General features: G+C 36.4%; 11 protein-coding genes. 4 read left to right on the top strand and 7 right to left on the bottom strand.

Annotated elements, in window-relative coordinates:
* Positions 1 to 309 precede the first annotated feature (309 nt).
* The 6 genes from FC88_RS04350 to FC88_RS04375 all read right to left on the bottom strand — a co-directional run bounded on the left by FC88_RS04350 (position 310) and on the right by FC88_RS04375 (position 7,016).
* Positions 310 to 1,317 carry a D-2-hydroxyacid dehydrogenase gene (locus tag FC88_RS04350; protein WP_057813169.1) on the bottom strand — a complete coding sequence of 336 codons (1,008 nt, stop codon included), beginning with the start codon at positions 1,315 to 1,317 and terminating at the stop codon, positions 310 to 312.
* 106 nt (positions 1,318 to 1,423) lie between these two features.
* The gene (locus FC88_RS04355) at positions 1,424 to 2,431 is read right to left on the bottom strand and encodes a D-2-hydroxyacid dehydrogenase (RefSeq protein ID WP_057813171.1); all 1,008 of its coding nucleotides are present in this window, start codon (positions 2,429 to 2,431) and stop codon (positions 1,424 to 1,426) included.
* 114 nt (positions 2,432 to 2,545) lie between these two features.
* Complete coding sequence (locus FC88_RS04360; RefSeq protein WP_057813172.1) at positions 2,546 to 3,538, bottom strand: ketopantoate reductase family protein; 993 nt, start codon at positions 3,536 to 3,538, stop codon at positions 2,546 to 2,548.
* 385 nt (positions 3,539 to 3,923) lie between these two features.
* Positions 3,924 to 4,841 (bottom strand): DMT family transporter, encoded by a 918-nt coding sequence (locus FC88_RS04365; RefSeq protein WP_010018193.1) that lies wholly within the window; start codon positions 4,839 to 4,841, stop codon positions 3,924 to 3,926.
* 183 nt (positions 4,842 to 5,024) lie between these two features.
* Positions 5,025 to 5,495, bottom strand: coding sequence for a transcription elongation factor GreA (greA, locus tag FC88_RS04370; RefSeq protein WP_057813174.1), 471 nt, complete (start codon positions 5,493 to 5,495; stop codon positions 5,025 to 5,027).
* A gap of 84 nt (positions 5,496 to 5,579) precedes the next feature.
* Positions 5,580 to 7,016, bottom strand: a complete 1,437-nt coding sequence (locus FC88_RS04375) for a C69 family dipeptidase (protein WP_057813176.1) — start codon at positions 7,014 to 7,016, stop codon at positions 5,580 to 5,582.
* Positions 7,017 to 7,141: 125 nt separating this feature from the next.
* On the opposite strand from FC88_RS04375, the gene FC88_RS04380 reads away from it, so the two are divergent.
* The 3 genes from FC88_RS04380 (at position 7,142) to FC88_RS04390 (ending at position 10,367) form a co-directional block, all read left to right on the top strand.
* Entirely contained in the window at positions 7,142 to 8,434 is a 1,293-nt protein-coding gene (locus FC88_RS04380; RefSeq protein WP_057813178.1) for a nucleobase:cation symporter-2 family protein, read from the top strand.
* A gap of 258 nt (positions 8,435 to 8,692) precedes the next feature.
* Positions 8,693 to 9,469: a hypothetical protein gene (locus tag FC88_RS04385; RefSeq protein WP_057813181.1), complete on the top strand. Its 777-nt coding sequence runs from the start codon at positions 8,693 to 8,695 to the stop codon at positions 9,467 to 9,469.
* A 109-nt stretch (positions 9,470 to 9,578) separates the two neighbouring features.
* Positions 9,579 to 10,367: an FAD:protein FMN transferase gene (locus tag FC88_RS04390; RefSeq protein WP_057813183.1), complete on the top strand. Its 789-nt coding sequence runs from the start codon at positions 9,579 to 9,581 to the stop codon at positions 10,365 to 10,367.
* A 76-nt stretch (positions 10,368 to 10,443) separates the two neighbouring features.
* Here FC88_RS04390 and FC88_RS04395 read toward each other — a convergent pair whose 3' ends face one another.
* Positions 10,444 to 11,328 carry an aldo/keto reductase gene (locus FC88_RS04395; RefSeq protein ID WP_010018202.1) on the bottom strand — a complete coding sequence of 295 codons (885 nt, stop codon included), beginning with the start codon at positions 11,326 to 11,328 and terminating at the stop codon, positions 10,444 to 10,446.
* A 139-nt stretch (positions 11,329 to 11,467) separates the two neighbouring features.
* Here FC88_RS04395 and FC88_RS04400 point away from each other — a divergent pair, with 139 nt between their 5' ends.
* On the top strand, positions 11,468 to 13,339 hold the full coding sequence (locus FC88_RS04400) for a fructose-bisphosphatase class III (protein ID WP_057813185.1): 1,872 nt from the start codon (positions 11,468 to 11,470) through the stop codon (positions 13,337 to 13,339).
* Positions 13,340 to 13,452 lie beyond the last annotated feature (113 nt).

Here is a 13,452-nt window from a genome sequence, read left to right on the forward strand (position 1 = left end):
ATGGAAAATATTAAGTTTTAAAAAGTGTTCGGTTATTTCTTGCAATCTGCCAAATATAAATAAAGCCTGTCAGAATAGTTAAGATAAAAAATAACACATACTTTCTCATCATAAATAACACTTCCTTTAAGGGATTCTTAAGAAGGCGATATATATACGGTATGAGTATAGTCCATTTGTACACAAATAAACCATTTATGGGTATTATTTATACAATTTAAATATAAATAAATTAGTGACAATATATATTATTTATAGAATTAAATTTATTGTATAAAAAAACACATCTAATAAGATGTGTTTACAAATCTATTTATTAGTATCAACAATATTGTCAGGTCTCAAACCTTCAATCAATGATTTGTTAGAATCAAATGAGGTTGTGATCATATTGTGAATGGCTGTTTCCGTATAAAAAGCACTGTGTGGAGTAACGATAACATTCAAACGTTTAGCTAGATTTCTAATCTTTTCGTTAGGGATGTTGTCAATGCTAGACCACTTCTTACCAAAAACAGAGTTTTCATTATCGATAACATCTAGTCCAGCTCCGGCAACTTTACCACTGTCTAAGCCCTTAATTAAAGCATCAGTATCGATCAATTCACCGCGGGCACAGTTTATGATGTAGACGCCATCTTTCATTTGTTCGATAGCTTTGTCGTTGATCATGTGCTTGTTGCTGTCGAATAATGGAACGTGGAGAGTGATAATGTCAGCTTGCTTATACAATTCTTCTAAAGTATCAACGTATAGACCTTGCTTTTCGATTTCAGGATTATGGTAAACGTCGTAAGCGACAATCTTGCAGCCAAAGCCCTTTAGAATTTGCATAGTTACACGGCCGATGTGACCAGTACCGATAACACCAACTGTTTGTTCACGATATTCTTTACCAATTGTGGGTGCCCAAGTGAAGTCGCCGTCTTCAATTTTTTGAGCAAATTCAGGAGTGCGACGGAGCAATCTTCCCATCAATAACACCGCATGTTCAGCAATAGCATTAGGTGAGTAGACTGGTACATTTGTCAAAGTAAAACCGAAATCGTTGAGATCTTGGAAATTGAAATTATCAACTCCAACATTACGGATTGAAATATATTTAATGCCTAAATTGTGAAGTACCTCAAGAGCTTCTCTAGTGTAATCAGCAGTTTGAAGTGTGACTACACCGTCAGCACCTTCAGCCATACGAGCTGAGTCTGCAGTCAGCATGTTATTAGTGAAGCCCACCTCGACATCCGGGTTTGCTTGTTCCCATTTTTTCAAAGATGGTTCTTCATCCTCACGAATTCCGTAAGCAAATATTTTCATCAAAAAATCCTCCTTTAAGCTATATATAAATTAAAGCAGAATTTGTAATTTGGTTCAAAAAAGTAGCCAATCAAAATGTTTTTACACTTTGATTGGCTATTAGTATTTTTTAGTCCTCAGAAATATCGACTGGAAATTTCGGAGTTTGATTATTTAACATTTTAAGATTGTCATTCAAGGAATCGAAGACCATGTTGTGAACAGCTGTTGTTGTATAGAAGGCTGTATGTGGCGTCATAATGACGTTTTTACGATTTAGAAGAGCTTGGAATTGAGGATCCTTGACGTCTTCAATCTTGTCGAATTTCTTTTGGAAGACATCATTTTCACTTTCCAGAACATCCAAACCAGCACCGCCAACTTTGCCACTATCCAAAGCTTCAATCAAGGCATCAGTATCAACCAAGCCACCACGAGCAGCATTGATGAAGATAACACCATCCTTCATTTTAGCAAAAGCAGCTTTATCAATCATGTGAACATCACGTTTTGCCAAAGGTGTGTGTAGCGTTATAATGTCGGATTGTTCCAAAACTTCGTCCAAAGAATCAACGTAGATTCCTAGATTTTCCAAGTATGGATCAGGCTTGATATCATAAGCTACTACTTTGGCACCAAAGGCGAGCATTAATCTAGCAACGACTGAGCCAATGTGGCCGGTTCCCACAATACCAACAGTTTTACCATTGATTTCCTCCCCGATAGTAGGGAACCAGCGGAAGTCAGCGTTATTAAATTTCTCGTCAAATTCAGGTACTCGTCTGAGCAAACGTATCATCAAACCGGTAGTATGTTCAGCAATAGCGTTAGGTGAGTAAACGGGAACACTTGTCAATGAAAATCCGAAGTCACGGAGATCCTTGAAATCAAAGCCGTCCAAACCAACATTACGAACTGAGATTTTATTAATGCCAAAGTCATGTAACTTTTGCAAGGCCAAGCGAGTATAAGGTTGTGTTTGCAACATTACAACGCCGTTATAACCTTTTGCCAAATCAACTGTTTCCTCAGTAACGATTTTGTCAGTATAGTCGATTTCAACATCAGGATTAGCGTTTTCCCATTCCTTTAGGTAAACTGCCTCGTCTGGTCGAACTCCGTATAGAAAAATTTTCATAGCGATCCCTCTTTCTTATGATTAGAAAATATACATTAAATTAATAAAAATCTAATAATTTAATTGTTATTAAGTTTAACGCAATTTCTGACAAATGAAAGGGGAAATTTCGATTTATTTAGATAATTCTAAGGCTTGGACCTTCTTTTCAAGCGCTGCAACGTCAAAGTCTCGTGAAAATTCAGCTAAATGAACCAAATTACGCAAAAAGTCGTGAGTCTTAGCTTCATAGTGATATTTCAAGCCTAGATCATAAATGTAGCCGTTGATGTAGTCGACTTCAGTGTTGCGCCCCTTGGACATGTCTTGATACATCGAAGGATAGTGCAAAGGATTGCTGACACTACTTACGAATTGAACAGACTCCCATTCTTCTTCACGAGTATTGAGCAAGGCAATTCCTGCACGTTCACAAACATCGAAAGCCTCATCAATCAATTGACGACTGAGTTTTTCGGCCACGGGTGATTGGATAAATTCGCCCATTTGAATCTCAAACATCGTACAAAGTGTGTTGATAACTGAGTTAAAAATAACTTTGGCCATCAATGTTCCCATGAAATTAGTCGTCAAATTAGGATTGAGATTAGCCTGTGTGAATTCAGCTTGAATATTCTTAGTCATTTCATCTGGCTGTTCGGTTTCGTTTGCCATATTCATACTTCCAGCACCCTTAGCACCGATGAAATCAACATCACCAGGTCCATTTAAGACTGTACCGATCAAGGCTGTGGCACCAATGACGTTTTGTTTGTCAAAGTATTGATTCAACTTGTCAATATGACCCATACCATTCATTGGTGAAACCACGTATTGAGATGGTTTAAAGGCATGTGCCGTTCGTTTCAAAGCATCAGCCAATTGCATCTGTTTAGTGAATACGACCCAAACATCAGGGTCACCGGTGTATTCTTCGGGGGAGTAAATATTGACGGGCACCAAGTGCTTATCTTTGTGATCACGTGAAACGAAAACACCATTTTGCTCACGAATCTTGTCAATTTGTGGTTGCCAAATTTCAACGAAGTCGACATCGAAACCAGCTTCCTGTAGAAGAACTCCATAACGCAAACCCATAGCACCTGCACCTAATACTGCATATTTCATAAATACCGCCTCCAAAATTTTTTGTGACTGTATTATTAGACGAATATTAGAAAATGTCAAACTAAAATTAATCGTTTTTAATGAATTTGCAGTGCATTTTTTGAATGCATTATATAGTGTGTTTTATCAACAAAAATTATTAAAATAAAAAATATTATTTAAGTAATTGACAATTGATTGAACAAATATTATTCTAAATATAATTTAATTTTATTCTAATTTGAAAAGAGGCCATCGCTATGTATACTATTTTGATTATTGTCGTCGTGATTATTTTGCAGATCAACTTGGGTCAAGCGTTGCCTCTGGTGAAAAACTGAGGGACACAAAAAAGGGCCGCCAAGTTGATCTATTTCGACTTGGCGGCCCTTTTTTTATTTAAAAATTATTCAGTATCATAACGATTTAATACATAGATTGCTAATACAACAATGACTGCACCAATAATTTCGGGTAGGTTCACAGCATAGTGTAAGAAAATCACGCTCAAAACTAAAGTCGTGAATGGTTGTACGGCATCAGTGATACTAATGATTGCGGCAGTTGTGTACTTAGTACTCAAGACCATCAATAAGAATGCGGAGACAGTTCCTAACAAAATAACCGTTCCAATTCCTAGAATGCTAGCTGTACTCATCTTAGGTGGATTGACCCAAATAGGGCTGAAGAAATTGGAGATAATTCCTGCAATCAACATACCCCAACCGGTAATCAAAATTCCGTGATATTTAGCGATAAGGGATTGTGGAATAACAACGTATAAAGCGGCTGTAATACCACTTCCAACACCCCAAAGTACTGAAACAAACGGAATAGACAAGTGACCAATGTCACCACGAGTAATCATCAAGACCACACCGATCAATGCCAAAACAAAGGAGATGACATCAACTCGAGAAGTTTTCTTTTTCGTGAAAAGAATCAAACCAATCATAATAAATAGTGGTGAAAGATACTGCAAAATAGTAGCGGTAGAAGAATTACCAGTTTTAATGGCATGGAAGAAGGTGAACATATTAGCTAACAAACCGAAAACGGCAAATGAAACTAACGTCAAAAGATCTTTCCAATTCTTAAAAACAGCAAAGAACTCTTTGCTTGGTAAAACAATTAGGCCAACGGCTAATAAAATAATTCCGGCTACAGTAGTTCTAGTTGCGATGAACCACATAGCTGGGATGTTCAAATTCTTAGCAACGACTTGCAAGACAGTTCCAGATACACCCCAAAGAGCAGACGCACAAAATGCTAACCAAAATCCTCGATTAAGAGTTTTCTTGGCTAGTTTTTTCCCTTCGTCCATGAAAAAAATTCCTCCTAAAAAAACTAATAGCAATATTATACCTGTGAATAGCAGTTTTTGACTATTGTTTTTTTTATATCATGGCGTTTGGTACAAAAAGGTATGGATAAACTTGTTGCTACCAATGAATCTCCTTGAATTGGTATATACCGTATTTATTTTTTCGTGATAGCGTTGACTTAATTATGCTAATGAGATTTTGATTATTTTTACATCATATGAGCCTTGCGGAGCACTGACTGAAACTGTGTCGCCAACCTTGTGATTTTCCAAAGCCTTGCCAATTGGTGAGGCAAAAGAAATTTTGTTTTGGGTCAAGTTGGCTTCTTGTTTTCCGACTAATTGATAAGTTACTTGATCGTGATCATCCAAGAATTCAAGCGTAACGAATTTGCCGATGTCTAAGAGATCGTTGTCGGCGGGCAAAACCACATTGGCATATTGTAATTGTTTGTGTAAGTAGCGCAATCGGCTCTCAAGATGTCCTAGATCACGCTTGGCACTAGAATATTCAGTGTTTTCAGAGCGGTCGCCTAAAGCTGCTGCGGCAGCTAAAATTTTGATTTTTTCAGGACGACTGGCTTTTAAGTCTTTTATTTCTTGTTCGATAGCTTTATAACCAGCAGGTGTCATCTTATTAAAAGTTGATTCCATTTTTAAAACCTCGATTTAGTTGTTTTAAATCCAATGTAACACAAAAAAGGCACCTTCCAAAGAAGATACCCTTTAGTAAATTGATTATAGATTTGCATCCATATTAAATGTAAGTTTTGAAAGATTGATTCCCTTAGTATAAAGTTCACCAAAGAATTTGTGAGTCTTTTCTTGCATTTGTTTAACAACTTTTTGGTTACGGTCAGTCAAGAATTCAACCAATTCGTCGCCAGAATAGTTAGCAGCCAATTTATCAGTTTCAGCTACAGCTTCACGTAGTTCTTGACGAATTTCTGTTAAGTAGTCGATATCGTCTTGAATGAATTCTGTGTAGTTTGATTCAACTAGAACTGACAAAGCTTTATACATCCAATATGCATCCTTGAAGTTGAATTCAAGTGAAGCATCATTATATGAAGGATCTGTTTCATTCATATTAGTATAGAAAGGAATGTATGGTGTAAATGTTGGATAACCAATACATAGCCACATAATAGCAGCGTATTCTTCAGGAACGTCATTTCTGATTTGAAGAACGTGTGAGTTTTGAGTTCTGTTCAAACCGATTGGACGGTAACGGTGCTTGTCATCTTCACTAGCGTATGGGCTGAATGGATCGAATGGTGTTTCGTTGTAATGTGAACCTAAAACGTATTCGATATCATCAACAGAAATCTTGTGATCTGTCTTCATGATGAAAGGTAATTCACCATCTTCTGGATCTTGTTGAATTTCTGGGTTGAAGTACTTTTGACCAAACCAAACACGTGGTGTGTTGTAGTGACGGTCTTTAAGGTTGTCTGTACCGAAGATATGTCTGAAGTTCCAGCCAGTTTTGTCAGTGTTCAAATGGTTCTTTTCAACAAATTCTTGGATTCCTTCTGACCACATGAATTCGTCAGAGTTATTGAAATCTACTTGTTGAATTGAAACACGGTTAGCACAAACAGCATAACTGTCATCAGGAATTCTTTGAGCTACCCAGTGGTGGCCAGTAACGATCTCCATGTACCAAACGTCATCTTTATCACTGAATAGAACAGAGTTACCAGCAGGTGAACCAAATTTCTTGATCAATTCACCAGTACGTTGTACAGCACCTTTGGCTGAGTCAACGTAAGGTAAGACCATACGAACGATAACATCTTCGTCCATACCGTCTTTAACTAATGGGTCAAAAGCTAAAGCACGTTCGTTACCATAAGTACTTTCTGTGGCAGACATAGCAACGTTCTTTCCATTAATACCACTTTCATCGTAGTAACCAAACTTCTTGTAATCAACGTTTGGAACGGCAGGCCATTTGTAGCCATTTTCAGGAACTTCAGCTTCAAAGCCATTTAACCATGATTTAACTTTACGTCCTTTTTCACCGTTTACGGCAGGATTCAATACGAAGCTGTGGGGAGCTACCGCAAAGAAAGTGTCGTCGTTTCTAGCAATCATTGTTGATCCATCTAAACTGGCGTTTTTACCAACTAAAATAGTGGTACAAGCGTCATCCAAATGATTTTTCTTCATCTTTTCGAATTCCTCCTATTTATACTGGTTCCATTTTATCATACTAAATGTAAGCAGTATCTTGAAACTTATTCATATTGTAATTACGAATATATGGTATAATTTTGATAAATTAGGAGGGTGTAATGGATATAAACACGAACGATAAGGAAGAATCATTCCTTAAAAATCTGTTATTAGGCTTTCAACATTTGTTAGCAATGTATTCCGGTGATATTTTGATTCCAATTTTAATTGGTGCATCACTTGGATTCAGCGCTAAGGAAATGACTTACCTAATTTCAGTTGATATTTTTATGTGTGGGGTTGCTACACTCTTACAGATTAAACGAACACCATTGACGGGTATCGGTTTGCCAGTTGTTTTGGGTTCAGCTGTCGAATACGTAACGCCGTTACAAAACATTGGGCATCACTTTGGAATTGCCTATATGTATGGTGCCATCATCGCTGCTGGGGTTTTCATCATGTTGATCTCCAAGTTATTCGCTAACTTGAAAGACTTTTTCCCAACAGTAGTTACTGGTTCTTTGATTACTTTAATTGGATTTACTTTGATTCCAGTTGCTTTCCAAAATATCGGTGGCGGGAGTGTTGATGCCAAAGATTTTGGGAGTCCAACGAATTTGATTTTAGGATTTGCGACAGCTTTGATCATTGTGATCGTAAGTATCTGGGGTCGCGGATTTATCAAACAAATTGCCGTTTTAATTGGTATTGTTGCGGGATACTTGCTTGGAATTGGAATGGGAGAGATTGGTTTTAAAACTGTGGGTACTGCTCACTGGTTCCAAATTCCTCAACCATTTTACTTTGCAACACCTAAATTTGAATGGTCATCAATCGTAGTTATGCTTTTGGCTGCCTTGACTTGTATGATTGAATCTACTGGTGTTTATTACGCTTTGGCAGAATTGACTGGTGATGATTTGGATAAGGACGATCTACAAAGGGGATATGCTTCAGAAGGTTTAGCCGCTATCTTGGGTGGTATTTTCAATACATTCCCATATTCGACTTTCTCACAAAATGTGGCGGTCGTTCAATTATCAGGAATTAAGAAGAATAAACCAGTTTACTTCTCAGCCTTCCTATTGATCATCTTAGGTTTGATTCCTAAGGTTGGAGCTGTGGCAGAATTGATTCCTAATGCCGTCTTGGGTGGTGCCATGTTGATTATGTTTGGTACCGTAGGTATTGAAGGAATTAAGATGTTGTCACGAGTTGAAATGAACAACAACAATATCATGATCATGGCTGTATCAATCAGTTTGGGCTTGGGTGTAACGGTTCAACCAACGTTATTGCACTTCTTGCCATCAACTGTTCAAACTATCTTGAACAATGGTTTAGTAGTCGGAAGTTTTTCAGCAATTATTTTGAATTTATTGCTAAATCCGAACAAAAAGACAAATTAGCAAGTTTTGAAACTTTCAAAGCATAAGCAAAGTTTAGTCATATTTTCATCACATTTGGTACGTATACTTGTCGATAAATAAGATAAGTATACGTGTTTTTTTAATATAATATTCCGTCTTCCATAGCAAAGTAAATTTGGCTGGAACAATGTGGGTACGACTTGGAGCCTTTACTATTCCGGACTGAATAGTGGTTCTATTCTTTATATTTTAGTTGCTTTTAGGATAGAACCCTTTTTAGACAAAGGAGTGAAAAATATGAATGAATATAAATATATAAGTATTGTTATTAATAAGTTTGATTTGCCATTTGAAGTAAAATTGGCTACTTTGGATGAAGATGCTATTAATAAAGAATTAGTCGATGAGACTATTGAAAAAATTTCTGAAAACATCCAACAATATGATGATCTGTTTTCATTAGAGAACCATGATGCGTTATTATCACGTTTCCAAGCTGGAGAAGAGACGGCCTTGATGACTTCAAAAACTTTTCGTGAAGTCTATGAGCAGACGATTACTGCTGAACAAATGACCCATCATTACTTTAGTTCTTATTATAATGGTAAGTATGATCCAATCGGTTTATTGAATGGTTGGATGATCGATAAAATCTTTAATCGTTACTTGCTTTCATTGTTGAGTGATGAGGGAATCGATGGTGTGTCATTACGTTGTGGTGAGGATGTTCGCTTGGCAAGTCGTCCTAATATTGATTTCAGATGGAGAATTGCTATTAAAGATCCCAAAAACCTTGATATTTTACTAGCAACTTATTTCTTGAAGAATGGTGCTGTTTCAACTGCTAATGAGATGCACAGTCTGCGAAATGAAAAGAGTAATGTTGAACAAGTGACGATTGTAGGAAATAATGCTTTGGATACTAATATTTGGTCGTCAGCTGGATTGTCAGCCGGAAGGAAATTCTCCGAATTTATTACTAAGTATCACTTAACTGGGATGATTGTTGATAAGTATGCTGGATTAGAAAACTTTCGTGACGGTTTTTCAGATAAGATTCCTTTACGGAAATGAACTGTGTAACGTCGTTATACAGTTCTTTTTTTGTTTAAAAAGTCTATCTTTGGTCATAAATAATTCATATCTCATTTCTATAATTTTATATATAAATGAGGTACTAATAATGAAAACTAAAAAATACTTTTTCCCTAATATGATAATCAATCAAATGAATACACAATTTAAACTTGAAATAGCAACAACTAAAAACAATCAAATTTTAATGGAACAAATGAAAGTAGCTAGTCAAAACATAGAGCAATTTTTAATTGAAGTTAACCGACGATTTTCACCGTTTGCATACGATTCTTTGGTGTCAAGGTTTCAAAGAGGAGATAAAACGCCGTTACAAGAGTCAAGTGACTTTGCGATGATTTATAATTCAACGGTTTTGGCAGAACAAATGACAGAAGGAGTTTACACGCCATATTTTGCTGGTAAATATGATCCTAATACTTTGGTGCAAGCCTGGGCCCTAGAACAAGCCTTCAATAAATATGTAACGCCGTTATTGGAAAATCCTGATATCGAAGGAATTTGGTTGAACAATGATAAGCAAATTAAAGTTGCCACTAAGCCGGAATCCGATTTTAAATGGGCAATTGATATTAATGATTCAAACAAAGAAGATCCACTGACAACTTATTACTTGCAAAATGGCGTTATTGCGATATCTGAGAACGATTTTGAGTCAGTCCACATGAATCTTAGTGATATCAAACAAACGATTGTCATCGGTCAAAATATCGTTGAAGCAAGTGTTTGGGCAGAAGTCGGACTTTTAACAACAATCGCTAAATTTGAAGACTTTGTAGAAGCCTATGATTTGTCTGGATTAGTGATAAACAAAGAAGAAATTCCAATTGCTTTTAGTGATGGAGCAATCGAAACTAATGAAAAGAAAATATCTTAATATAAAAAAAGGAACCTCGGAATGTAGTTTTTCTACACCAAGAGGTTCCTTTTTTTCTTATTAAAATGAGATTACTTTAGTCGTCCCATTGTTCAACTTCATCTTTATAACCATCAGGGTTGCCACTCCAGAAGAAGCCACCATACCAGAGACTTCTCTTGTCTGTGTCAAAACCGTTGATTTCTTTCATGTCGGCATCACTTAGTTCGAAATCGTAAACATCAGCGTTTTGGACGATTCTTTCTTCGTGAACTGACTTAGGAATAGTGATGATACCATTTTGCAAATCCCAACGTAAAATAACTTGGGCAACTGACTTGTTGTATTTGTCAGCAATCTTCTTGAGTCTAGGATCACCTAGAACTGAACCACCGCCAAGTGGAGACCATGCTTCGAGATGAATATTGTTTTCATCACAGAAGTTCTTGATATCAACTTCTTGGCAAAGTGGGTGATATTCCATTTGGTTGACTGCTGGTTTGATTGAGCAGTGTTGTAAAATATCTTTTAATCTTTCAATGTTGAAGTTAGAAACACCAATAGCACGAGCTTTGCCTTCTTTATAAATTGTTTCTAGGGCACGCCATGTTTCTAGGTAAGTTCCATCAACTGGCCAGTGAATCAAGAGTAGATCTACATAATCAGTTTGTAGTCTCTTTAATTGACCTTCGAAGTTGTCGAGTGTTGATTGATAACCTTGGTCACCGTTGAAGATTTTAGTTGTTAGGAAAATGTCTTCACGCTTGAGACCATTGTCTGCAAAACCTTTTTGTAATCCTTCACCAACACCAGCTTCATTACCATATTGTTTAGCAGTATCAATTGCTTTATAGCCGTGTTTTAATGCCCATTGGACAGCTTGGGAAGCACCAGAATTGTTGACTTTCCAAACACCCATACCTAATTGGGGCATTTTAACACCATTGTTCAAAGTAACAGTAGAGTCTAATTTTAAATTCATGTCTAACTAACCTCCTATAACTATAATTTTAACTCAAATATTAGTTTGATACTTGGAAATAAACTGTGCATTTGGTATAGTTCATTTGTATACGCTATCATAACTACGGTTGATATATTGTGGGAGAGGGTTTTTCTAAATGGAAGATAAATTTACGGATGTTAATGAGATAAAGACGAAAATCATTAATCTATCAGCGACTCTGAACTTACCTAAAGGAACAGAGGCGTTTATTAGTGATATCCATGGAAATGATGATAAATATTTGAATATCATTCGTAGTGGTGCTGGCAATATCAGTCGTAAAGTAGGAGAGCTATTTAACGGTCGCCTAACTATCCCTAATCAGCAGAAGTTGGTTTGTTTGATTTACTATCCCGAAGATATTTTGAAGAAAATTGTTCCAGATTTAAAAGGTAATGATTTAGAACAATGGTACATGGATACAATTAATCAGATGATAGAAGTATTACGTTACGTTTCCGAAAAATACCCTCAAAATGTGATAGATCAATCCCTTGATACGAAATTTTTAGATATTTCTGAAGAATTAGTTTTTGGTAATTTAGCTGCCGAAGATAAACGCCAATATTATCGTGAAATGGTTAAGCAACTAGTTCAATTAGGATTGGCCGATGAATTTATTGTTTCGATTTGTCATGCCGTTCAAAAGCTAGCTATCGAGAGAATTCATATTATTGGCGACTTGTATGACCGTGGACCTCATCCTGATAAAGTTATCGATCATTTAACTGAAACGTGGCAGAATTTTGATTTCGAATGGGGCAATCATGATGTTTTGTGGCTAGGAAGCATGGCTGGCTCAAAATTGTGCATGATGAATTTGATTAGGATCAGTGCTCGCTACCATAATTTGAAATTGTTAAAAGATGTCTACGGAATTGATTTAACTTCGATAGTTAAATTTGCGACAAATCGTTATATGCCTTTGCCAAATTTTGAACCAAAAGTAGCTTGGGCTGGAATGACCGATGAAGAAAAAGATATCGATAACTGCATTCAACAAGCGGCTGCCATTATGCAATTTAAACTTGAGGGGCAAGCAATCAAACGCCGTCCAGAATTTGAAATGGATGATCGCTTATTATTAGATAAATTGAGCTTGGATAAAAGAACTGTAACAATCGACGGGAAAGACTATCCAATTGAAAATGGTTGTTTCCAAACCGTTAACCCGGCTTCTCCTTATCAAATTACTAATAGTGAACGAGTAGTCTTGATAGATTTAATAAATCAATTCATTCAATCAAATAAATTAAATGAAGATATGTGGTTTGTAGCTGACAACGGTGGGATGTATCTCGAACATAACGGCAACTTACTGTTTCATGGCTGCGTTCCAGTGGACCAAAAAGGGAATCTATCGTCTATTACAATTGATGGGAAGACCTATGCAGGAAAAGAACTTTTAGATTACAGTGAATATATTGTCAAAGATGCTATGAGACACCCGACGACTGCTGATTGTTTCAATTCAGACTTTATTTGGTATCTTTGGGAAGGAAAGAATTCACCATTATTTGGTAAAGATAAAATGACTACTTTTGAACGTTACTTTATTAATGATGAAGCAGTTCAAAAGGAAACGCCTAATCCATTTTTTGATTTGTGTAATGAAGAATGGTTTGCCAACAGGATCTTGAGAGAATTTGAATTAAGTACTCATGGCCATATTGTTAATGGACATACACCAGCTGACGAAAATGCTAACCCTGTTATGGCTGATAAAAAGGTCATCATGGTTAATGGGATGTTTGACGCTAAAAGAAGCTCAAAAATTGGTGGGCATACGTTGCTGTACGATTCTTATGGTATGCGCTTGGAGACTTTGAAACCATTCGCTAACAAAAATAAGTCGATTGCTGAAATGTCAGATGTCGTAATAGATAAAGAGATCGTTGAGCACACTTCTGAACGTCGAACAATTAAAGATACTGATTATGGAAAGAGCATTCAAAAACAAATCAAGTATTTGCGTGGGTTTTATTAATTAATTAAAAAAACGATTCATATCTATTTTTAGGTTCTTTCTTAAGTTAGGTCAGTAGTAATATTCCGTCCTCCATAGCAAAGAAAATTTGGCTGGAATGCACTCTGCCTTGT

The organism is Companilactobacillus futsaii JCM 17355 (genome assembly GCF_001435505.1).
In the GTDB taxonomy this organism is placed as follows: domain Bacteria; phylum Bacillota; class Bacilli; order Lactobacillales; family Lactobacillaceae; genus Companilactobacillus; species Companilactobacillus futsaii.